Source organism: Paenibacillus ginsengihumi DSM 21568, assembly GCF_000380965.1.
In the GTDB taxonomy this organism is placed as follows: Bacteria; Bacillota; Bacilli; order Paenibacillales; family NBRC-103111; genus Paenibacillus_G; species Paenibacillus_G ginsengihumi.
The window spans coordinates 17,851-41,711 of the sequence record NZ_KB905591.1 but is presented as its reverse complement, the minus strand read 5'-3'; the positions used below and the strand labels follow the sequence as shown (position 1 = coordinate 41,711).

At 58.7% G+C, this 23,861-nt stretch carries 15 protein-coding genes and 1 pseudogene; 15 read left to right on the top strand and 1 reads right to left on the bottom strand.

What is annotated here, in order from left to right:
* Positions 1-505 precede the first annotated feature (505 nt).
* Positions 506-1,798: a hypothetical protein gene (locus F591_RS0119020; RefSeq protein ID WP_019536210.1), complete on the top strand. Its 1,293-nt coding sequence runs from the start codon at positions 506-508 to the stop codon at positions 1,796-1,798.
* Positions 1,795-3,966 carry a glycoside hydrolase family 88/105 protein gene (locus F591_RS0119015; RefSeq protein ID WP_019536209.1) on the top strand — a complete coding sequence of 724 codons (2,172 nt, stop codon included), beginning with the start codon at positions 1,795-1,797 and terminating at the stop codon, positions 3,964-3,966. The genes F591_RS0119020 and F591_RS0119015 overlap by 4 nt, the downstream gene beginning before the upstream one ends.
* A gap of 73 nt (positions 3,967-4,039) precedes the next feature.
* Here the strand turns inward: F591_RS0119015 and F591_RS0119010 are convergent, their stop codons facing one another.
* Positions 4,040-4,888, bottom strand: coding sequence for a helix-turn-helix domain-containing protein (locus F591_RS0119010; RefSeq protein WP_026326732.1), 849 nt, complete (start codon positions 4,886-4,888; stop codon positions 4,040-4,042).
* 275 nt (positions 4,889-5,163) lie between these two features.
* On the opposite strand from F591_RS0119010, the pseudogene F591_RS32940 reads away from it, so the two are divergent.
* The 13 genes and pseudogenes from F591_RS32940 to F591_RS0118940 form a co-directional block, all read left to right on the top strand.
* Positions 5,164-5,590 (top strand): annotated as a pseudogene (locus F591_RS32940) (spore germination protein); the annotation flags it as partial.
* A complete protein-coding gene (locus F591_RS0118995; RefSeq protein ID WP_019536205.1) occupies positions 5,587-6,798 on the top strand; it encodes a Ger(x)C family spore germination protein in 1,212 nt (403 codons plus the stop codon). The pseudogene F591_RS32940 and the gene F591_RS0118995, both read left to right, overlap by 4 nt.
* A 301-nt stretch (positions 6,799-7,099) precedes the next feature.
* Positions 7,100-7,561 (top strand): hypothetical protein, encoded by a 462-nt coding sequence (locus tag F591_RS31580; protein WP_019536204.1) that lies wholly within the window; start codon positions 7,100-7,102, stop codon positions 7,559-7,561.
* Positions 7,562-8,576: 1,015 nt separating this feature from the next.
* Positions 8,577-10,094, top strand: a complete 1,518-nt coding sequence (gene arfA / locus F591_RS0118985) for an arabinosylfuranosidase ArfA (RefSeq protein WP_019536203.1) — start codon at positions 8,577-8,579, stop codon at positions 10,092-10,094.
* A 90-nt stretch (positions 10,095-10,184) separates the two neighbouring features.
* Positions 10,185-11,672, top strand: a complete 1,488-nt coding sequence (locus F591_RS0118980) for an alpha-N-arabinofuranosidase (RefSeq protein WP_019536202.1) — start codon at positions 10,185-10,187, stop codon at positions 11,670-11,672.
* 1 nt (position 11,673) lies between these two features.
* A complete protein-coding gene (locus F591_RS28495) occupies positions 11,674-12,015 on the top strand; it encodes a DUF6171 family protein (protein WP_019536201.1) in 342 nt (113 codons plus the stop codon).
* Between the two features lie 410 nt (positions 12,016-12,425).
* Positions 12,426-13,550 carry an ABC transporter ATP-binding protein gene (locus F591_RS0118970; protein WP_026326731.1) on the top strand — a complete coding sequence of 375 codons (1,125 nt, stop codon included), beginning with the start codon at positions 12,426-12,428 and terminating at the stop codon, positions 13,548-13,550.
* A gap of 51 nt (positions 13,551-13,601) precedes the next feature.
* Entirely contained in the window at positions 13,602-16,625 is a 3,024-nt protein-coding gene (locus F591_RS0118965; protein ID WP_019536199.1) for an extracellular solute-binding protein, read from the top strand.
* Positions 16,615-17,586 carry a carbohydrate ABC transporter permease gene (locus F591_RS0118960; protein WP_019536198.1) on the top strand — a complete coding sequence of 324 codons (972 nt, stop codon included), beginning with the start codon at positions 16,615-16,617 and terminating at the stop codon, positions 17,584-17,586. The genes F591_RS0118965 and F591_RS0118960 overlap by 11 nt, the downstream gene beginning before the upstream one ends.
* The gene (locus F591_RS0118955) at positions 17,586-18,488 is read left to right on the top strand and encodes a carbohydrate ABC transporter permease (RefSeq protein WP_019536197.1); all 903 of its coding nucleotides are present in this window, start codon (positions 17,586-17,588) and stop codon (positions 18,486-18,488) included. The genes F591_RS0118960 and F591_RS0118955 overlap by 1 nt, the downstream gene beginning before the upstream one ends.
* Before the next feature lie 22 nt (positions 18,489-18,510).
* A complete protein-coding gene (locus F591_RS0118950; RefSeq protein WP_019536196.1) occupies positions 18,511-20,658 on the top strand; it encodes a YIP1 family protein in 2,148 nt (715 codons plus the stop codon).
* Complete coding sequence (locus F591_RS0118945; protein ID WP_019536195.1) at positions 20,655-22,991, top strand: DUF5696 domain-containing protein; 2,337 nt, start codon at positions 20,655-20,657, stop codon at positions 22,989-22,991. Before F591_RS0118950 ends, F591_RS0118945 begins: the two co-directional genes overlap by 4 nt.
* Positions 22,988-23,854, top strand: coding sequence for a carbohydrate ABC transporter permease (locus tag F591_RS0118940; protein ID WP_019536194.1), 867 nt, complete (start codon positions 22,988-22,990; stop codon positions 23,852-23,854). Before F591_RS0118945 ends, F591_RS0118940 begins: the two co-directional genes overlap by 4 nt.
* The last annotated feature ends 7 nt before the right edge of the window (positions 23,855-23,861 follow it).

The following is a 23,861-nucleotide window of genomic DNA, read 5'->3' as shown; positions in this document are numbered from 1 at the left end:
CGCGCTCGCGCCGCGTGGCGCCCTGGCCACGTCCTCGCGCTCGCGCCCTGGCCGCGCCCCCGCCCCCGCGCCGCACCTTGGCCGCGTCCTCGCGCCCGCGCCGCGCCCTGGCCGCGTCCTCGCGCCCGCGCGCCCTGGCCGCGCCCGCGCCGGGTCTCGCGCCGCGTGGCGCCCTGGCCGCGCCCTCGCGCTCGCGCCGCGCCGCGCCCTGGCCGCGTCCTCGCGCTCGCGCCGCGTGGCACCCTGGCCACGTCCTCGCGCTCGCGCCCTGGCCGCGCCCTGGCCGTGCCCCCGCGCCCGCCCCGCGCCGCGCCCTGGCCGCGTCCTCGCGCTCGCCCCGCGTGGCGCCGGAGCCAGCGCCCCCGCGCCCGCGCCGCGCCGAAGCTTGCTGCGCGCGCATGGCGGCCGAAAAACGGCAGAATCGTTTATATGATGAGAGGCCGAGTTCCTTTATGATAGTAACTGTACTGCCGCTGGCAGTAGTGAACAAGGAGGCTGGTGAAGGATGACAGCAGGCGACTCTGCCTATTTGCTCGGAACGATCGACTTGTCGGCCGCCGGACTGCGCAGCAAGATGCTGCTCGGCGACCTGGACGGCGACGGCCGGATGGAAATATTGATGGTTCAAGCCGACGGCGGCATCGACGACCGCTATGTGCCGCATCAGGTGCAGTGCCTGACGGCGTACGACCTTGAAGGGCGCATGCTGTGGCAGGTTGGCGAGCCCGACCCGAATGCGGGAGGGCCCGGCTCCGACTATCCGGCGCAAATATGGGACATTGACGGCGACGGCGCGAACGAGGTGCTGTGCGTGATGGGCAAGCGCTTCCTGGTGCTCGACGGAGCGACCGGCAAGGTGAAGCAGCGGTACGAGCTGCCCGATCCGGAGGCGCACGACTGCATCGTGATTGCCGACTTGACAGGGGCGGGACGGCCGCAGGATATGATTTTGAAAAACCGCTATAAGAAAATGTGGGCGCTCGATCGCGATTTTCGGCTGCTGTGGACGCACGAAGGAAACACGGGGCATTTCCCGTGGGTATATGACTTCGACGGCGACGGGCGCGACGAGGTGATGGCCGGCTACGACATGCTGGATCACGACGGACGGAAGCTGTGGTCGTGTCGCGAGCTTGACGATCATGCCGACTGCATCTGGGTCGGCGACGTGAATGGCGACGGCGAGCCGGAGATCGTCATTGGCGGCAGCGTGACGGTGATGTACGACGCGCAGGGCCGGGAGCTGTGGCGCTACGAAGGCTCCGTCGAATCGCAGCACGTTGCGCTCGGCAAATTCCGCGGCGATATGCCCGGCTTGCAGATCGCCGGTCTCGACCGCATCGTGCGGGGCAATGCCAACGGCAAGGACGGGATGTTCCTGCTCGACGCGGAGGGGCGCGAGCTGTGGAAGGAAGACCGCCAGACGAAGGGCTGGCTTACCATCATCGAGCCGATCTCCGGCTGGGACGACGGACCGCTCGACTACATATTGGCTTACCGCCGGGGCGGGGGCGTAACTCCGACGCTGTACGACGGGGAGATGAACCCGGTGACGGTGTTCCCTGAGGACGGCTATGTCGTGCATGCCGATCTGCTTGGCGCCGGCAGGGAGAACGTCGTCGTATACGGGCAGGAGCGGGCTTTCATTTATGCCAGCCAGCCGGACGGGCTGACGGCGAAGCGGCCCGGCGTGCCGCTGCCTCAGACGAAAAGGCTGTACAGTTCGACCTTGTACCCCGGCGGGGAAGTGCCGCTGGCGCAGGCGGCCGGGTCTATGGCGAAAGGAGAAAATCGATGAGCTACTTTCACGAAAAAGAATCGATCGCGGCCAAATTTCACGGCCGGATCGAAGAGACGTTGACGACGATTGCCGACCGGTATGTCGGCGCGCATCCGAAGCATCCGCTCGTCTTTCGGACATTTTGCGAGGACGGCTTCATTCGCGGCGAAGATTACCGCTATGTGATGAACGTGGACGAGAGGCTGCCTCACATGAAAATAGGGCAGTTCGTCTATGTATGGGGCAAGCTGTGGAGCGAGCAGGAGAGCGAGCTCGGCTTCAGCGTCAGCTGCTTTGGCCCCGTGCGCATTTTCGTCAACGGAGAGCGCAAGTTCCAGTCGAATCTGAACGACGATGTGTTTCCCGACCGGAAAACCGGCTTCCGGGCGCGGCTGGGCAAAGGCTGGAATCACTTCGTGCTGGAATTCTACAAGACCGGCACCGGCTGCGGCGGCCGCTTCGGCACCGGCTCGATCAAGGGGGCGCCGCTGCACTTCCTGGCGCCGACGGCGGAGCGCGAAGGGCAGGAGGGCTGGATATACAGCGAGCCGCTCGATGAGCGCCTTGCCGCGTTGCCGCAGGAGGACGATGCGGCATCTTATGCCGACATCCGCTGGTATCCGGAGGCGGCCTGGAGCGAGCGCGAGCAGGCGCTCAGTCCGCTCGAGCGGATGTTCGGCGCCCGCGAGGGACAGGCGGCCGTCGCCTGGACGAAGCTGCGCCAGCAGACGGCGGCGCGCCGGTCCGTGACGCTTAAGGGGCGCCACGCGGGCAAGCTGACCGTGCTGCTAAGCGGCCAGAAGGTGTACGAGGGCAGCGGCAGCGGGGAGATGGCGATCCCGCTGACGCTTCCGTTCGGCGAGCACGACCTGCTCGTGCAGTCGGAATGCCCCGGCGCAGGATGGGGCTTTGACCTTGAACTGAAGGAAGGGGAAGCGGAATTCATTCCGCCGCATCCCGTGCTGGGGCTTGCGGGTACCTGGCTGTACGCAGGGCCGTTCCCGCAGCTGCCAAAGCTGCGGCCCGAGCAGTGGTGCGCCTTGGATACGGTGTTCGACGACGGCGGCGAAGGCGTCTATTGGCGCGCCGACCGGCCGGGCATGCGGGTCAGGCCGTACCTGGAGAACCCGATGTTCGGCAAGTGGAACTACCCGCTCGGCGTAACGCTCTACGGCCTGATGCAGACGGGCGTGGAGCTTAAGCGGGACGATTACGTGGATTACGTGCTCGATCATATCGAGCTGAGCACCTCGATGGATCGCTATGCGCGCTGGGACATGAAGCGGTACGGCGCCCCGGGCATCAACCATCAGCTGGCGGCGATCGACAGCCTCGACGACTGCGGCTCGTTCGGCGCGACGACGGTGCTCGCCATGGGGCAGCGCGAGTTGAAGGGCGCGCGGGAATCCGTCGACCGGATCGCCGATTACATCTCCAACGTCCAGGATCGCACGGAGGACGGTGCGCTGTTCCGCGTGCGCGGTACGACCGATTTCATGAAGGATACGATGTGGTGCGACGACCTGTACATGAGCACGCCGTTTTTGTGCCGGTATTACGTGCTGACAGGCGAGCGCAAATATATCGACGATGCGGCCAGGCAGTTTCTGCTGTACAAGCAGCGCCTGTTCATGCCCGACCTGAAGATCATGCATCACGTCTACGACTTCAAATTCGACAAGCCGAACGGCGTGCCGTGGGGCCGCGGCAACGGCTGGGTGCTGTTCTCGCTGACCGAGCTGCTCGCCGTGCTGCCGGCCGATCACGAGCTGAGGGAGGAGCTGATCGCGTTCTTCCGCGAGCTGTGCGAAGGCTACTTGCGCCTGCAGGGCGAGAACGGCCTGTGGCATCAGGTGCTGACGCTTCCCGAGTCGTACGAGGAGACCTCGTGCACGTCGATGTTCGTGTACGCCTTCGCCCGCGGCGTCCGCTTCGGCTGGCTGGAGGAGGCAGAGCCGTACATCGCGGCGGTGATGAAAGGCTGGCACGGCATGACCCGGCGCTCGATCGATCAGAACGGCAACGTCTACGGCGTCTGCCGGGGCTCGGGCTATTCCTTCTCCCCGCTGTACTACAAGGACCAGTTGTCGTGGCTGCTGAACGATACGCACGGCATCGGCATCGTCATGCTGGCCGGCATCGAGGCGCTGCGGATGAGCCGCCATCTCGCCGAACAAGAAGCTTGACGCAAGCAGCGCCCCGCTCCTTCTTCTGCTTGCGCAGAGAAAGGGCGGGGCGCTATTTATTGCCTCGGACTATTCAAGCGTGCGTATGCACGTTTTGCTTTTGCTTGCGGTAGGTGGCGGGGGGACAGCCGAAGAAGGACGTGAACTGCCGGGTGAAATAAAACGGATTGTTGAAACCGGCTTCAAGCGCGATTTCGGCGACGGACATGGATGTCAGCTCCAGCAGCTTTTTGGCGTGCCGGAGGCGAATTTTGATCAGCATTTCCATAACGGCTTCGCCTGTCTGCTCCTTGAACAAATGAGCGAAGCGGGATGGCGACAGATTGACCTTGGCGGCGATCCCCGGGACGGTGAGCGAGCGGGTGAAATGCTGCGATAAAATATGAATCGCCTCCTCGATCCGCGGATCGAGATTTTGCGTTTTGTCGGCGATGCTCTTCGAGATGAGGAGCAGCACTTCCTCCAGGGCGTTCAGCGACAGCCGTTCGGCGAAGGCGTCCGTCTCGGCGTTGTAGCGGACCAGGTTGGAGAAGGCGCTGTACAGCCTGGAAGCCAGGGAGCGGTTCTCGATATGAGTCCATTTGATGCCTTTGAGCGGCTCGGGAAACTGCAGCAGATTCATCCACTGCTCGCGCGGGACGAAGTGGCACCAGTAAAACTCCCAGCTCGCGCCTTCCGCCGTTCCGTAATAGTGTGGCGTGCCCGGCGTAATGATCGAGACGTCGCCTTCGCGGCATTCCCGGTACTCCTCTCCGTTGTAGAACCAGCCGCGTCCGGACAGCGTGTAGGTAAGGTAATAATCCTTCGTGCCTTGGCTTCGTTTGACTTTGTAGCCGTATGGGCGCTTGTACCGGCCCGAGATCAGAATGCCGGGGATTGTCGGCCGGTTCTCGGCAGCAGAAAAATGTATGAAATTTGCCATTTCCATCATTCCCCCCTCATTCAGTATCTTATAATGCTTTCAAAAATAAATCAACAAAAACAAAAACATTCGGCAAAATGGAAACGTTGACATTCGGGATAGAAAAGTAACATTTCAGAGAAACAAGAAAAAACGGACATGCCGGCCCCATCGCGAGCGGCCTGTCAGCAGGCAGCCCAGCCAGCAGCCGGCCGGTGCATCCGGACTGAAGTCGCCGCCTCCAGCCCATGAATTCGCAGCAGAAGCGGATGAGATCAGCGCCATGTCGCCAACAAAAAGAATTCATTCAGGATACGGCCATGACCCCGTTTCCGACGATACACAATACCGATCGTCCCGATACGATCGCGGCGGGAATCCTGGAAGGAAAAGTAGCTATCCTGGTGGACGGGGCGCTGCTGATCGTTCATTTTGTCAGGAAATCCAGGACCCGATGGCCTCGCGCGTCCTGAGCGGCGCTGGGGGCGTTTAAGGGGCTGTTCGGAATATTGTTCGGCCTGTTTGTCGTCGTGCTGCACCTGGTGGGGGCTGCGCTCTTTCGGAATGCCCTATATGAGTCCGATCGGACCTTATGTTCCAGGCGATATGAAGGGTTCCGTATTCCGCCTTCCGTGGCCGAAGCTGAGGGCAAGGCCCGAGCAGACGGATTCCGGCAATGTCACCCGGCAAGGACAGACCGGACAGGAGGACCGCAAGCCATGATGAAACGGTTGAAAGCAACTTTATGCGGGTTCATGCTGATCATTATGCTGCCTGCCCTGCTTAGCGGCTGCTGGGAAAGAAAAAAGCTCAATGAGCTCGCCTTTGTCCTGGGGTACGGACTCGATAAAGTGGGGGACCACTTCAAGGTCACAATGCAGGTGGTCGTCCCTTCGGAAATCGCCACAACCTCCTCCAATAAGGAAGGAATGCCGGTTTCCATTTACGAATTCAGAGTTAAAAACATTTTTGAAGCGCTGCATGAATTCACTTTATTGAGCTCCAGGTCCAGTTACCTGGGGCACATCCGCGTATTGGTGCTTGGCGAGGAGCTGGCTCGCTCCGGCATCGCCCCGGTGCTTGATGTCATTGTAAGAAGCCGCGAACCGCGGACGGATTTCTTCGTCGTCGTTGCGCGGGATGCCGAAGCTTCCGAGGTGCTGCGGTTTTTGGCGCCGCTGGACAAATTGCCGGCCAACCGACTGTTTTATTCCTTGGAGACTTCATCCGAGTCAACCGCCAGAACCTCGCCCGTCACTGTAGATAAACTGGTCGACCGTCTGGTAGCCGAGGGGAGAAACGTCGCGCTGTCGGGGATCCAGATTGTCGGCGACCGCACCGTAGAAGGGGACGAGAAAAACCTGAAAAGCACGAAGCCCCGAGCAAGCCTGAAGTTTCATGGGCTCGCTGTCTTTAAAAAGGACAAGCTGGTCGGATGGCTCGATGAGGAGGAGACGATAGGTTATAACTATATTATGGATGAAGTGAGGTCAAGCATTGGTACGGTGAAAGGGGAGGACGGAAAAGTCATCGTCATGGAAGCGATCCGGACTTCCACCAAGCGGAAAGTCAAAATGATCAACGGGCAACCGAATATTTACATTTCCGTCCGCGCTACACTCAATATTCAGGCTTCCCAAAGCACGGATAAGCTGGATGACGACCGGGTCATCAGAAAATTGGAGAAGAAGGCGGAAGAGCGTCTCATTTACCTTATGGAAAATGCGGCCAAGCATATTATTGAGAAATACAATACCGATATTATGGGGTATGGCCAACTGATTTATCAGTCCTATCCGAAGGTGTGGGAGAAGCTGAAGGAGCAGCGCGAAAATTATTTGCAGACGCTGCCCGTTCATTATCAAGCCTCCGTGCATATCGACCGGATCGGGCTCATCGACGAATCGCTCCAGGGCGACATCAAGGAGTGAGGCCGAATGAAGAGCTTGTTTGCCGTTATGCTCGTTGCCGCGTGCTTTATAGCGCTCGATCTGCCGTCTCTCGTTCGTTCCAGGCGAATCGGCCAGCTTGCCGTCTTCATCACGCTCTGGCTGGCCGGCATCGCGTCAACCCTATGCACGGTGCTTAAGGTGCCGACAGGCAGTCCGCTTTCTTTCATCATTTGGCTGTATACGCCGGTCAATGACTTTTTAAGCGGATGTTTGGTTGAAGAGGCGACTCCGCTGAAAAATTTGGCGGCATCCGCGGGCCGAATTCTCAAGAGAGACGTCCATGCCGCTGGCGCAGCACCATCAGATGGTGAAAATGGGCCGCACCGCCCTGGGCTATTTTCAAGAGAGTCTGCAATTGTTGTATTTTGTACAACAAAAACGGGGAAATGCCCCGCATTCGCGGCTCAATGTTGCACAACGTGCAACATTTCGGGCGGTTTTCCCTGCTTTGCAGCCAATTTCGCCCAAAATGTTGCGCAAAATACAACATTCCCTGTCCATTGACTCGAAGGAGCCGGAAAATGTTGCATTTTTTGCAGGATTCGTCGGCTCATATGCCTCATGTGCCCGGGGAGGGGCGTATAACCTGATGATCGGGGAGCGGACCATTACCGAAGACAAGGTTCAGCCTGTTGAAAATTTTCAGCAGGCATTTTTCAAAATGATAGAACGTATCAATTTTCGGGCCATAGGACTTCCCGGCGCAGGGAAACGAATCTGTCCTAGAGCATCATGGTATTAGAAGCGGCTTGCGGCTCGCTTCCGGATCGCTGCCAAGCCGAAAGTGCTTGCTTAACGTTCTCTGCAAAGGAACGTCGCCGGCACTTGCGATAGGCGGACCCGAGCTGCCGGGAATGGATGGCTCGCTTTGCCAGCCCTTCGATTAGCGCTCCGCTGGCCGTGAGCTCACGTTTTGCAAGCCTCGTTTTGTAGCCATGCGTTACTAGCCTCGCGTTGCGGGCCTTGTGTTGTTAGCCTCGCGTTGCTAGCCCCGCGTTGCTAGCCCCGCGTTGCGGGCCGTGGGCTCACGTTTTGCCGGGCTTTGTCGGGCAGACCTTAAGCTAACACTAGCCACGGAGCTTATTTCACTCGAAACCATCGATTTGAAATTGTAACGCAAGTGAGCAGTCTTATTTGGCAAGTTTGGCTACCTGATTCCGTGTTTTTGACAAAATAGCGCTCCCTAGTTGTGTTACATTTTTCAAAGGCTGCGATTTCGCAAAATAGCGTTTGTTACTTGCGTTAGAGAGGAGTGAGAAAAATAGCGTTCGTCACTTGCGTTAGAAAGGATTGAGAGATGATATTACGATCCGGAAGGTTCCAGAAATCTCGCCCGCTTGGCCTGCTATGAGCCCGCGATTTATGCTGCTTAAGCCGTGCCCGGCGGTTTGAGCTCGGATAACGGCCCCACAACGTGAAACCGCTGGTGACTTTGCCCAAGTCATGGAGCGGTTTTCTTAACGTTACAGAAAACTTAACATCGCTATAAGCTTAAAGCGAAGTGCGATTTTTTTGTACCAAGAAAAATAACCGCTGAACCGCGGTCGCTCATCCCTGAATGGATGACGATAGACGTTTTCCTATTGCTTTAGAGCTTCGAGGACACGGAAGGCGCATTTCCCGGCGAGCTTCGGCGCTATGGAATTTGGCGGCGAAGCCGAATTTTCGATTGACAAGGGAGGCGAATGACAGCATAATGATTAAAGATAATATTAATGAATTAATAAAAATATTAATGTCAAAAGGAGACAAGACCGATGACCACTCCTCTGAAAGCGTCCATGGTGCTGGATTCCGCATTCACGATCGCGCCAGTGGACAACCGCATCTACGGTTCGTTTATCGAGCATCTCGGGCGCGCCGTCTATGGAGGCATCTACGAAGCCGATCACCCGGAGGCGGACGAGCAGGGCTTTCGCAAGGACGTGCTTCGGCTCGTCAAGGAGCTTCAGGTGCCGCTCGTCCGTTATCCCGGCGGCAATTTCGTCTCGGGCTATAACTGGGAGGACGGCGTCGGCCCTGTGGCGCAGCGCCCGCGCAAGCTGGAACTCGCCTGGGGGACGATCGAGCCGAACTGGGTCGGCACGAACGAATTCGCCGACTGGGCGAAGAAGGCCGGGGCCGAGGTGAACATGGCCGTCAATCTGGGGACGCGCGGCATCGACGACGCCCGCAATCTGCTGGAATATTGCAACCATCCCGGCGGATCGTACTACAGCGACCTGCGCATTTCGCACGGCTACAAGGAGCCGCACCGATTCAAGACATGGTGTCTGGGCAACGAAATGGACGGCCCGTGGCAGATCGGCCACAAGACCGCAGCGGAATACGGGCGGCTGGCGGCCGAGACGGCGAACGTCATGCGGCTCGTCGACCCGTCGATCGAACTTGTCGTTTGCGGCAGCTCGAACCGCGGCATGCCGACCTTCGCCGAATGGGAGGCGACCGTGCTGGATCTTACATACCGGCATGTCGACTACATTTCGCTGCATACGTATTACGGTAACCGCAGCAATGATACGCCGAATTATTTGGCCCGGTCGCTCGATATGGACAATTTCATCGAAGCGGTCATATCCATTTGCGATTATATCAAGGCGAAGCAGCGCAGCAAGAAAACGATGTATCTCTCGTTCGACGAATGGAACGTATGGTACCATTCCCACGATCAGGACAAGAAGCTGGAGAAGTGGACGATTGCGCCGCCGCAGCTGGAGGATGTGTACAATTTCGAGGACGCGCTGCTCGTCGGCTGCATGCTGATCTCGCTGCTCAAGCACGCCGACCGCGTGAAAATCGCCTGCATGGCCCAGCTCGTCAACGTGATCGCGCCGATCATGACCCGCAACGGCGGCGGCAGCTGGAGGCAGACGATCTTCTATCCGTACCTGCACGCATCTGTCTACGGGCGTGGCGTATCGCTGCGGCCTGTCATCAAGTCGCCCGTCTATGACAGCAAGGATTTTACGGATGTGCCGTATCTGGAATCGGCCGCCGTATGGAACGAGGAGCAGGAGGCGCTTACCGTCTTCGCCGTCAACCGCAGCCTGGACGCGCCGCTGCAGCTGGAATGCGACGTTCGCCAGTTCGCGGGCTACCGCGTCGCCGAGCATCTGGTGCTGGAGCATGACGACCTGAAGGCTGTCAACACGGAGGAGGAAGAGCGGGTGAAGCCGCACAATCGGGGCAATGCGGCGATCTCGGACGGGAAGCTGGAGGCGGCGCTGCCCAAGGCGTCCTGGAATGTGATCCGCCTGGTGCGGACGAGGCCGTAACCGCCTATAGCGGCGGCCCGACGGCCGCCGCTCGCGCCGCTGTTTTGGAAGGGCTGGCAAAACGACATTTTCCCGGGGAGGGTCAACCTGATGAAAGCGAATGCCATCATTCAAACCGATGTCGTCAAAGCGACGATCAACCGCAACATTTACGGCCATTTTGCGGAGCATTTGGGCCGCTGCATCTACGAAGGATTGTGGGTCGGGGAAGATTCTCCGATACCGAATACGCAAGGAATTCGCAGCGATGTGCTGGAAGCGTTAAAGCGGCTGAACGTGCCCGTGCTTCGCTGGCCCGGCGGCTGCTTCGCCGACGAATACCATTGGAAGGACGGCGTCGGGCCGCGCAAGCAGCGAAAGCGGATGGTCAATACGCATTGGGGCGGCGTCGTGGAAAACAACCATTTCGGCACCCACGAATTCATGCTGCTGTGCGAGCTGCTCGGTTGCGAGCCGTACATCAGCGGCAACGTCGGCAGCGGCACGGTGCAGGAGATGCAGGAATGGGTCGAGTACATGACGTTTGACGGCGAATCGCCGATGGCGGATTGGCGGCGGCAGAACGGCAGGGCGGAGCCGTGGAAGCTGACTTATTTCGGGGTGGGCAACGAGAACTGGGGCTGCGGCGGCAACATGCGGCCGGAATATTACGCCGACCTGTACCGCCATTACCAGACTTATGTGCGGAATTACGGCGGCAACAAAATCTACAGAATCGCCTGCGGAGCGAACAGCGGGGACTACCGCTGGACGGAGGTGCTGATGCGCGAGGCGGCGCGGTTCATGGACGGGCTCAGTCTGCACTATTACACCGTGCCCGGCCCGACGTGGCAGGAGAAGGGCTCGGCTACCGAGTTTACGGAGCAGGACTGGTTCACGACGCTGAAGAAGACGCTGTTCATGGACGAGCTGATCGCGAAGCATGCGGCGATTATGGATCAATACGATCCCGAGCGCCGGATCGGCCTGATCGTGGACGAATGGGGCACGTGGTACGATGTCGAGCCGGGCACGAATCCGGGCTTTTTGTACCAGCAGAACACGCTGCGCGACGCGCTGGTGGCAGGGGTCAACCTTCATATTTTCCACAAGCATGCGAGCAGGGTGAAGATGGCGAATATCGCCCAGACGGTCAATGTGCTGCAGGCGATGGTGCTGACCGAGGGCGCCAAAATGGTGCTGACGCCGACGTATCATGTGTTCGAGATGTTCAAGGTGCATCAGGGGGGCGAGGCGCTGGACGTGCATCTTAAGTCGGACGATTACGAGTTCGGTGGCGAGCGCATTCCGCAGGTCAGCCTGTCCGCTTCCCGCGACGCCGAAGGGCGCATTCATATCAGCCTGTGCAATTTGCACCATGAGGCTGCAGCCGACTTGTCCGTCCAGTTAAGAGGCTTGACGGACAACCGGCGCGTGTCAGGCCGGCTGCTGACAGGTCCGTCCATCCAGGCGCACAACACGTTCGCGCAGCCCGACGCGGTCCATCCGGTGCCGTTCGACGGGGCCGCCGTCGCAGGCGGCGTCTTGACTGCGCAGCTGCCGGCCCGATCGGTCGCGGTGCTGACGCTGGAGGCGTAGGATGGACGCAGGCGGATTGGCCAAGCGGCAAGGAGCCTGCAAAGGCTGCGAGCGGTCTGTCCGCGTGTCCGAGGAAGACGTGCGGCGCTTGCTTCGGAAGCTGGAGCAGAGCGCGGCGGCCGTGCCGGACGAGGTGTACCGGGACCGGCTGGCCGCCTGCAGCGGCTGCGACTCGTTGTGGCAAGGACATACGTGCATGCACTGCGGCTGCATCGTCGCCGTGCGGGCCAAGCTTGCGGGCAGCGACTGCCCGCATCCGCTCTCGTCGCGCTGGACTCGCACGGCGGGCTCGGCCGACAGCGGGAATACAAGGGCCGGGACGGGACGCGGGAAGGAACATTAGAAGGCGAAAAAACAGGGGACGCGTACCCCTGTTTTTTTGTATGCATACGATGAGATTGCCGCCGTATAATGGTCGCGACAGCGGGGGAAACCAAGGCGATGAGGAAAAGCGCCTGATGCGGCGGCGACAACCTTCGGTCGGTTAAGCGCTGTTCGCGCCGCACTTATTTTTGGAATCGTTGTCAGATTGGCTGCATACGCCTTAATAGGCTTGTCTTTGCAAAAGCTACCTTGAAAATTCAGCGCTATCTAAACGCTGAATTTTCCATACCGCAGGTGACGACCGATGACGAGGCATCGCTCGTCATCGGCGCCTATTTTGAAAAGGCTTGCAATCTTCACACCATCTTCACAACGCTTCGATTACAATAATACGTAACATCGTACCACTATGAACTGGGGGGCGAACTCATGGCGAGAATTTTAATGAATCATGTGTACAAACGGTATGGAAAAGACAAGTTGCCGGTCGTCAAGGATTTCCACCTGGAGATCAAGGACAAGGAATTTCTCGTGTTCGTCGGCCCTTCCGGCTGCGGCAAGTCGACCACGCTGCGCATGATCGCCGGGCTGGAGGATATATCGGAGGGAGAGATTTATATCGGCGACCGGCTGGTCAACGATTTGCCGCCGAAGGACCGCGATATCGCGATGGTGTTTCAGAACTACGCGCTGTATCCGAATATGAGCGTGTTCGAAAACATCGCCTTCGGCCTGCGGCTGAGGAAGCTGCCGAAGCATGAGATCGATCTCAGCGTGAAGCGCGCCTCCCGCGTGCTCGAGATCGAGCAGTATTTGAGCCGCAAGCCCCGGCAGCTGTCCGGCGGTCAGCGCCAGCGGGTGGCGCTCGGCCGGGCGATCGTGCGCGAGCCGCAGGTGTTCCTGATGGACGAACCGCTGTCCAACCTCGACGCCAAGCTGCGCGTGCAGATGCGCACCGAGATCATCAAGCTGCAGAAATCGCTGAATGTAACGATGATCTACGTTACGCACGACCAGATCGAAGCGATGACGATGGGCGATCGGATCGTCGTCATGAAGGACGGCGTCATTCAGCAGGTCGATACGCCGGAGACGATCTACATGTATCCGGCCAACACGTTCGTCGCCAGCTTCATCGGATCGCCGCCGATGAACTTCGTCGAAGGGCGCATTCTCGAGAACGACAAGACGAAGCAGCTGGAATTCCACACGCAGCGGTTCCTGCTGGAAATTCCCGAGAGCAAGGCGTTCTCGCTAAGGCAGCACAAGCAGATCAACCGCACGGTGACACTCGGGATTCGGCCGGAGCACGCCAGTCTCGACGAAATCATGTTCCAGGCCTATCCCCGGGCGGTGATTCCAGGCACGCACAAGCTCAGCGAGCTGATGGGCGCGGACCGGTACCTTCACTTGGATATCGGTCAGGATAAGATGCTGGTCGTCCGCGTCAATCCGCGCTATCACTACGCGGAGGACGACAAGGTGCAGGTGGCCGTCGATATGTCGAAGGCGCTGTTCTTCCATGCGGAGACGGGCGAACGGTTCACGGATTAATGCATGCTAAAGATGCGGCTTTCCGCAGGAAAGCCGGGGGAGGGAGAATGATTGCAACGCCAAGGGCATGAATCAAGGAAATCGAAGCGCCGGCTCGTTGCGGCCCTGACCGGTGTGCTCGCGCTGAGCACCGTCCTGCCTTACACCGGAGCGGCGACGCTGCCGGCGTCATCCGGCAATGCGCAGCAGCCGGCCCAGACGCAGATTGCCCAGCAGCCCGCAAGCGGCGCAGCGCAGCCGGCAGCCCGCGGGGCATCGAAGCAGACCATCCAGCCGAACGAATTCGAACCGTACTACTCGGAGGTGCTGAAGGGCTGGCAGGAGAAGGGCATCGGGAAGGGAGCCTCCGCCGTCACGATCGATGCGACGAAGTATTCGGCGCTGTCCGAAGGCGCGGATATCACGGTCGGTTCGCATGAAGGCAGGCAGGCGCTGATCTGGAAGGGGACCAAGAACAGCTGGGTGGAATACCAGGTGGACGTTCCGAGCGACGGGCTGTACGAAATTCAGGTGACGTACCGCCCCTCCAAAGAAAAGGGCATGCGCCGGCCGATCGTGTGGGACATGAAGCTGGACGGAGTAAGGCCGTTCCGCGAAGCGACCTCCATCACGCTGAACCGGACGTGGCGGGATGATCGCCCGATCAAGCAGGACGACGACGGCAACGACATTCGCCCCAAGTCGCTCGATATCAGCGACTGGATGACGGTATCGCTGCAGGATGCGGGAGGCGCGTACGCCGAGCCGCTGCAATGGTATTTCTCGCAAGGGACTCATACGCTGCGGGTGGAAGGCTTCGAGCCGGTCGCCATCGAATCGTTCCGTCTCGTGCCGCGCGATGAGCTGAAGCCGTATGCGGAGGTGGCGAAGGCCTATCCGCAGAAGGAGGCAAGCGGCGGAGAGCTCATCCTGATCCAGGCCGAGGACATGGCTGCCAAGAACGATTCGGCCATTCAGCTCGTCTCGGATACGGATCAGCGCTCGGTGCCGCTGGCCAAAGGCAAAATCACCTTCAACAACGTCGGCGGCACGCGCTGGCAAAATCGTAACCAGGAGATTACCTGGAGCTTCAAGGTGGCGGAGAGCGGCCGTTATCAGATCGGCATGCGGGCGCTGCAGCGCTTCATCTCGCAGAAGGCATCCTTCCGCACGATCAAGATCGACGGCAAGGTGCCGTTCCAGGAGCTCCTCACCTACCGCTTCGATTACGATACGGCCTACCGAGGCAAAGTATTGGCGGATGAAGCGGGCAAACCGTTCGATTTTTACCTGGAGGCAGGGGAGCATACGCTCTCGATGGCTGTCACGCACGCGCCGTTCAAGCCGATCATCATAGGCATCGAGGAAGCGACCGACCTGCTCGGCGAAATTACCCAGGACCTGCGGTCGCTCACCGGCGGCGTGGACGATCGGAACCGGACCTGGCGGATCGCCCAGGACATGCCGGATTTGCCGGAACGGCTGACGAAGGTGGCGGAGCTGCTCCGCTCGCTGGAAGCGCAGATGCTGGAGGTTAACGGCCGCAAGGACAATATCAGCCAGGGCCTCGGCACGACGGTCAAGGATATCGAGAACCTGCTCAAGAAGGTCGACGACATCCCGTACCATACGGACGATATCGCCTCGATGCAGGATAAGGTCAGCCGCTATATCGAAACGCTCGTGCAGCAGCCGCTGCAGCTGGACGAAATCTATATCGTTCCCTCCGGCAGCGAGTTCCCGGATATGGAGGCGTCGCTGCTCACCCGCTTGACGGGCATGGTCAAAAACTTCTTCTATTCGTTCGATCCGAAGACGAGACTGAGCGATCTCGATCCCGAGGCGCTGAACGTCTGGGTGCAGCGCGGGCGCGACTATGTCAACCTGCTGCAGGAGCTGTCCGACGAGATGTTCACGCCGGAGACCGGCATCAAGGTCAAGGTCAATCTGCTGCCGAACCCGCAGCTGCTCATTCTCTCGAATGCGGCGGGCATTCAACCGGACGTGGCGCTCGGCCTGACGCAGGATTTGCCGGTCGATTACGCGATTCGCGGCAGCGTGTACGACCTGTCCAAATTCCCGGATTTTCCGGAGGTCTACAAGCAGTTCAGCCCGGGCTCGTGGCTCGGCTTCTATTACAACAAAGGCTATTATGCCCTGCCGGAGACGCAGTCGTTCCAGGTGCTGTATTACCGCAAGGACATTTTATCCCGCCTCGGCCTGTCGATTCCGGACACGTGGCAGGACGTCTACGACATGCTGCCGACACTGCAGCAAAACTATATGAATTTCTATATTAACCCTAAAGAATTCATGATGTATTTTTATCAGAACAACGCCGAGTTTTTCACTCAGGACGGCTTGAAAACCGCCCTTGACACGCCGGAAGCGTTCAAGGCGTTCCAGCAGTGGACCGATATGTTCAACATTTACGCCATCGAACGGGAAGTGCCGAGCTTCCTGCAGCACTTCCGCAAAGGCACGATGCCGATCGGCATCTCCGACTACAACATGTACGTGCAGCTCTCCGCTGCGGCTCCCGAGCTGAACGGCTCCTGGGGCATCGCTCCGCTGCCGGGCACGCTTCAGCCGGACGGCACGGTCGCCCGTTGGGCGGGCGGCGGGCAAAACACGGGCGTCATTTTCGCGAAATCGGAGAAAAAAGAGCAGGCGTGGGAGTTTCTGAAATGGTGGATTTCCACCGAGGTGCAGGACCGCTACGGCTCCGATCTCGAGGCGTTCAACGGCGTCGCCTTCCGCTGGAATACGTCCAACATCGAGGCCTTTACCCGGCTGCCGTGGAAGCGGGAGGACGCGAACGTCATTTTGCATCAGTGGAGCTGGTACAAAGAGATGCCAAACTTGCCGGGCAGCTACTTCGTGCCCCGGGAAATAACGAACGCCTGGAACCGCACGGTCGTCGACGGAATGAACTACCGTTCGTCGCTGGAGATTGCGGTGATGGATATCGAGCGCGAGCTGAGGCGCAAGCAGCAGGAATTCGGCTTCGTCGACGAGGCGGGGAACGTGAAGCAGACGATGGATTTGCCCGTCGTGAACAAACCGTGGGAAGGGGTGGAAGCCTATGTTAAGTAACCGGGCGCAGGTTGCTGCCAGCACGCCGGTCAAAGCGCCGGTATCGACCCGCTTCAAGCGGCTGCTGAAAGAAATATGGTCCTACCGGCTGTCGTACTTGTTCATCATGCCGTTCATGCTATGCTTTATTGCTTTCATCTTGATCCCGGTCGTCGCGGCGGTCGTGCTCAGCTTTACGTATTTCAACGCGATTCAGGCGCCGACGTTCATCGGCTGGAAAAACTTCCAGTACCTGATCTCGCAAGACTTGCTGTTCCTGAAATACGCGCTTCCGAACACGTTCAAATTCGCGGTGATCGTCGGGCCGGGCGGCTATATTGCATCGTTCATTCTGGCCTGGCTGATCTGCCAGCTGCCGGCCAAATCGCGCAAGTGGATAGCGCTGGCGATGTACACCCCGTCGCTGACGGCGGGGATCGCCATGTCGATCGTCTGGCTGCCGCTTCTGTCCGGCGACCGGATCGGTTATCTCAACAGCTTTCTGCTCGAGCTCGGCATTCTGGACGAACCGAAGCTCTGGGTGACCGACAAAGCTTATTTGATGAATTCCATGATGGTCGTTACGCTGTGGTCGAGTATGGGCGTAGGCTTCCTGGCCATGCTGGCCGGCATCCTGAACGTGAACCCCGAGCTGTACGAGGCGGGCCGAATCGACGGCATGAGCAGCCGTCTGCAGGAAATCTGGTACATTACGATTCCTTCGATGAAGCCGCAGATGCTGTTCGGGGCGGTCATGGCGATCGTATCGACCTTCAAGGCGGGAGCGATCGGCGTCGAATTGTCCGGACAAAATCCGACTCCGCAATATGCGGGGCACCTGATCATCAACCATATCGACGACTACGGCTTCATCCGGTTCGAGATGGGCTATGCCGCATGCGTGTCCGTGTTCCTGCTGATCATCATGTATTTGTCCAACAAGCTGTCCTGGGGCTTGTTCGGCACGAAGGAGGATGAGTAATGCGCAGCGCGGTGGCCAAGTGGAAACAAGCGTTTCGGTTCAAGAAAAAATCGAAGCTGAACCGCATGGACGGCTTTCAAAAAATATTGACCGTTCTGCTTATTCTGATGGCAGCGTTCATGCTGCTGCCGATCGTCTATATTTTCAACCATGCCTTAAAGCCGTATCACGAGCTGTTCATCTATCCGCCGAACATCTTCGTGCGGGAGCCGTCGTTTTCGAACTTCGTGGAGCTGTTCCTCGTCGCGACGAGCTCGACCGTGCCGGTTACGCGCTACCTGTTCAACAGCATCGTGATCTCCGGCCTGTCGGTCGTCAGCGTCGTCATCGTCAGCGCCCTGTGCGCCTACCCGATCTCGAAGCACCGGTTCCCGGGGCACCAGGCGGTATTCGCGATGATTCTCTTGACGCTGATGTTCGCGCCGGAGGCGGTGCAAATTCCGCGTTATCTCGTGGTGAGCAGTCTCGGCATCATGAATACGTATCTCGGCCATATTCTGCCGATCATTGCGATGCCGGTCGGCGTCTTCCTGATGAAGCAGTTTATGGACCAGGTGCCTAACGAGCTGCTCGAGGCGGCGCGGATCGACGGCGCCAGCGAGTTCACGACGTTCCTGCGCATCGCCATGCCGATCTGCATGCCGGCGGTGGCGACGGTGGCGATTCTGACGTTCCAGAGCTCGTGGAGCAACGTAGAGACGTCGACGCTGTTCATGCAGGACGACGAGATGAAGAACTTCCCGTTCTTCCTGACGACGCTGACGAACAACCTGGCCAACAACGTCGCAAGGCAAGGGGCGGCTGCGGCCGCGGCGATGGTGATGTTCCTGCCGAACCTGATCATCTTCCTTGCGTTCCAAAGCAAAGTCATCGCCACGATGGCCCACTCCGGAATCAAATAACCGACGGAAAAGGGGGAGCCCGATGTCGTTATCCATATATCGGCTATGTCGGCGGACCGTGCTTTTGTTCATGGCCGCGCTGATCGCCTCTGCCGTCCTGTTCCCGGCGGGGGGCTCAGCTTACGTACCGTATAATACGAACTTTAAAGACAACTACGGCCGGCTGGTATGGACGCAGTCCGCGTACTATCCGGTGGAAGTGCTCGGCCGGGATATTTATTTGCCGGATGAGAACGATCCGACGAAGCAGGTATTCTCGCCGATGGCGCAGCCGAAGGATCTGTTCATCGACCATAACGATCACATCTATGTCGCCGATACGGGAAACAACCGGATCGTCCATCTGGACGAACAGGGCGATCTCGTTCGGATCATCGCTGTCCCGGAAAGCCCGCTCAACAAGCCGGAAGGCGTCTTTGTCGACAAGAACGGCGACATCTATATCGCCGATACCGGCAACAAGCGGGTGCTCCGGCTTGACAAGGACGGCAAGCTGGTGAAGGAATACGGCCGGCCGGATTCGAAATTTTTGCCGGAATCGTTCAAGTACGACCCGATCAAGCTGATCGTCGACAAGCGCGGTTTCCTGTACGTGGCTACGCTGGGCGGTTACCAGGGGCTTCTGCAGATGGACTCCGAAGGCAACTTCCAAAGCTTCTTCGGGGCGAACAAGACCGCCTTCTCCGTGATGGACTCGATCAAGCGGCTTCTGTACACGCGCGAAATGTACCTGCGCGAGATCAGCAAGCTGCCCGGCTCGGTCGCCAGCGTAACGGTGGACGACAACGGATTCGTCTATACCGTGACGAAGGATATCGAGACGGCGCAGATCAAGAAGCTGAATATCGCGGGCAAGGACCTGCTCTCTGCCAAGAATGAATATTCGATGGAGGGGACGGAGAAGACGTTCGGCGAGGTGCGTTTTCCGCCGAAGGATAAGAAGCTTCCGCAGCTCAGCGACGTCGCCGTCGACAACGGCGGCAACATTACCGTGATCGACTCGTCGCTGAAATACTTGAACCAGTATGACGCGACAGGCAACCTGCTGTTTTTCTGGTCCGGCGAGCAGTCGGCCGCCACGACGAAGCTCGGGATGATCAAATCCCCGTCCGCGCTGGACCACAACTCCAGGAACGAGCTGTTCATCCTGGACGAAGAGAACGGCTCCATCCAGCGGTTCCGGCTGTCGGAGTTCGGCGAGCTCGTTCACAAGGCGAACCGGCTGACGCAGGAAGGACGCTACGAAGAGAGCGAGCAGCCGTGGCGCGAAGTGCTGCGTCTGAACGCCTATTATACACCGGCGATGCTGGGGCTGGCGAAAGCGGCGTACAAGAAGGGCGATTACGAGGAAGCGAGAAAGCTGTTCCTGGATGCCGGGCACCAGCAGGGCTATTCCGACGCCTTCTGGCAAATCCGCCTGCAGTGGTTCCAGCAGCATTTCGGCACCCTGATGAACATCGTCATCGCCGCTGCCGTCATTTACCTGATAGCCAACCGCTACCTGCGCAAAAGCAGGCGGGGCAAGAGCCGAAAAGGGCGGCGTTCGCGCTTCGAGCTGGTCAATCAGCTGAAGCATGCTTTGTACATTTTGAAGCATCCGCTTGACGGCTTTACCGCGCTCCGTTACGAATCGAAGGGCGGTGCGTGGAGCAGCCTGATCATTCTCGTCGCGGCCATGGTGTCCTACTCGATCAGCAAAGGCTTCACGAGCTTCTCGTTCAACGCGAGCTACGTGCTTGAAATCAGCCTCGTATCCGTCTTTTTGCAATTTCTGATGCTGTGGGTCGGCTGGGTCGTATCCAACTATTTGATCAGTACGATTTACCGCGGGGAAGGCCGCTTCCGGGATGTGGCGTTCGGCAGCGCCTACGCGATGGTGCCGTTCGTGCTGGTCGGACTGCCGCTGACGCTCGTTTCGAACTTCATGACGCTCAGCGAAGGCGCGATCTATTCGTTCCTCAATACAGCCATGCTGATCTGGGTAGCTCTATTGATGTTCTGGAACGTGCAGGCGACCCAAAACTACAGCGTGGGCGAGACGGTGATGAACCTGTTCCTGTCGCTTGTGACGATGACGCTGCTCGGCGTGCTGATTTTCATCACCTTCGGCCTCAGCAGCGAGCTTAAAGACTTCTTCTATTCGGTGTACCAGGAGGTGACCATCCGATGAGACATAAGCGCAAAAAGCTGGCCGGCTTCATCGCCTTGGTCGTGGCGCTGGGGCTAGGCTATACCGCGTCGCAATCCGGTACGCCGACGGCGGCGGAGTCGGCTCCGCAGAACAGCGGCAGCGCGCAGCAGGCGGCGCCGGCAGACGGGCAAGCAGCTGCCGCCGCGCAGCAGCCGGCAGCTGGGCAGCAGCCTGCCCGGCAAGCGCCTGCGCAGGGGGGAGCGGCGAACGCGGCAAGCGAGCTGCCGGATCTTGCGGCGTTCCAGCCGGTAGCGGAGACGGCGCAGCTGAAGCTGTCGGTCGATAGCCGTTCGGGCCATTTTCGCGTCGAGGACAAACGGAGCGGAGCGGTCTGGACTTCGTACCCGTCGCCGGAAGATTGGCCGAAGGAAACGATTCAGGGCACCTGGAGGAACAATCTGCGTTCTCCGATCATCGTGGAATTCATCGATATGGCCAACCACAAATCCCAGCCGAAGCTGATCAGCTTCATCGAGGACAAGGGAGCGGTGGAAGGCTTCCAGAAGATTGACGGCGGCTTCAAACTGACCTTCGACTTCAAGACGAGCGGGTTCAAAATTCCGGTTGAGGTGAAGCTCAACGGCGATGCTGTCGAGACGAAGGTGTTCGACGACGGGATTGAGGAAGGCAAGCTGAGCCTGCTCAACCTGAAGCTGTACCCGATGTTCGGCGCCGCGCCGTCCTCCGGGCAGGAGGGGTACCTGTTCGTGCCGGACGGCTCGGGCGCGCTGATTGATTTCAAGGAGAACCGCACGAACGACAAATCGGTGTACCGCGAAAGCATCTACGGCAACGACGCCTCGTTCTTCTCGGAAAGCACCGATCGGCTGATGCCGAAAATTCCCGTCTTCGGGGTAAAAAACGGCGACAAGGCGATGGTGGCCGTGATGGAAGGCGGAGAGGAGTACAACAAGCTGTTCGCCTCGCCGTCCGGCGCTTACGGCGTCTTCAACTGGATCACGCCGGAGCTGCAGTATCGGATCAAGTTTTATCAGAATACGAGCCGCAAGGCGAACACCGGCTTCTATACGTACAGCAAGGAGCGGTTTAACGGCAATGAACGGGTTACCAAATATTTCCTGTTGAACGGCGAGCAAAGCAGCTATGTCGGAATGGCTTCCCGTTACCGCCAATATTTAATGGAGACGAAAGGCCTGAAGAAGCTGGAGGTTACCGGCAACAAGCTGCCGCTGTTCCTCGATATCGTCGGCGCCGACATCAAGAAGGGCCTCGTCTGGGACAGCTACATCGAAGGAACGACAACCGCCCAGGCGACGGAGATGGTGAAGCGGCTGTACGGTCTCGGCATCGAAAATATGTCCATACGCTACTTGGGCTGGCAAAAGGGCGGGTACAGCTCCTTCGGCGGACTGTTCCCGGTCGACAAGCGGCTCGGCGGCAACGAAGGCATGAAGCAATTCATCCGCTTCGCCGATTCGCTGCAAATTCCGGTCTATCTCGGCGTCAACTATACGATCAACAACAACGGCAAGGACAGCTTCAGCGGCAGATACGAAGGCATGCGCAATATGGCCGGGCAAGTATTGGAATACACGAGCTTCGCCAACCGGGAATTGGTCACGATGGTCAGCCCCAAATACAGCGAAGTGATCCTGAACAAGGATTTGCCGGATTTCAAGGAGCTCGGCGCCAAAGGCTTGTATTTCGAGGACGGCATTGGCCGTAACCTCGACAGCGACTTCAACAACCGCTATTTGTCGACCCGTTCGGAGACGATGAAGACGCAGCAGCGGATGCTGCAGTCGGTTAAGGATACGCTCGGCGGCGTGCAGGTCGAGCGGCCGAACATTTACACGATCGGCCAGGCGAACCATCTGCACCGGCTGGATGACGATTACTCGTACGACCTGTTCATCGACCGTCCTGTGCCGTTTCTGCAGATCTCGCTGCACGGGCTCGTGACTTATACGTCCGATTGGGCCAATATGCGGGACCAATACCGCAACGAGTTTCTGCGCAGCATCGAGTACGGCTCGTACCCGTCGTTTATTTTCACCCATGCGGAGTCGGAAGACATGAAGGGCGCCTTCTGGATCTGGTATTACAGCTTGAACTACCGCGATTGGGAAACGATGGCGGTCGAGGAATATCAGCGCTATAACGAAGCGCTCGGCGATGTACAGAACAAGTTCATCGTCAATCACCGCAACCTGGCCCCCAAAGTGTTCGAGACGACCTACGAGGGCGGCAAGCGGATTATCGTCAACTATGATACGGCGCCTTACACGGGCGGCGGTCTGAACGTGCCGGCGCAAGACTTTATCGTACTGACGGGAGGTGGCGGCCAATGATAAAGGGCAGATTCCGGTTAAATGCGGTCACTCAGCGGAAGCTGGAAGGCAGTCTGTTCATTGCGCCGTGGATCTTCGGGTTTATCGCGTTTATCGCGTTCCCGCTGGCGTATTCCTTGTATATGAGCTTTCAGCGGGTCAAGATTACGGCAAGCGGCATCGAATATACGCCGGTGGGATTTCAATATTACCGCGAAATTTTGCTGGCGGACGGCGGTCTCCTGTATAACGACCTGATTCCGTTCCTGCGGCAGGCCGTCATCATGATTCCCGTCATCGTCGTGTTTTCGCTGCTGATCGCCATTTTGCTCAATCAGAAGTTTTGGGGTAGAGGATGGTTTCGTGCCATCTTCTTCCTCCCGGTCATTTTTTCCACCGGACAAATTATTCAGGAATTCATCACGCAGGGCGAAGGCACGCTCTCGTTCGTCGAGCAGTTCGCCATCGCCGAATACGCACGGGAATATTTGCCGGATTCCTGGGCGACGCCGGTCATCAATGTCATCAACTCGTTCGTCCTCGTCCTGTGGTATTCCGGGGTGCAAATATTGATCTTCCTGGCAGGCCGTCAGACGATTCCGCTCTCGGTATACGAAGCGGCGCGGATCGACGGGGCGGACCCGTGGGAGACGTTCTGGAAAATTACGCTGCCAGGTCTGACGCCTTTTATTTTGCTGAACCTGATCTACACCGTCGTCGACCTGTTCACGTTCCCTTCCAACCCGATCATCGCGAAGGTGAACACGCAAAACTACGGCCTGTCCAGCGCGCTGGCCTGGATCTATTTGATGATCGTGCTGCTGTTTCTGGGCATCATCTTTTACTTCTTCGCCAGGGTTAACCGGGCGTCTCATCAAAGGTAGAAAGGAG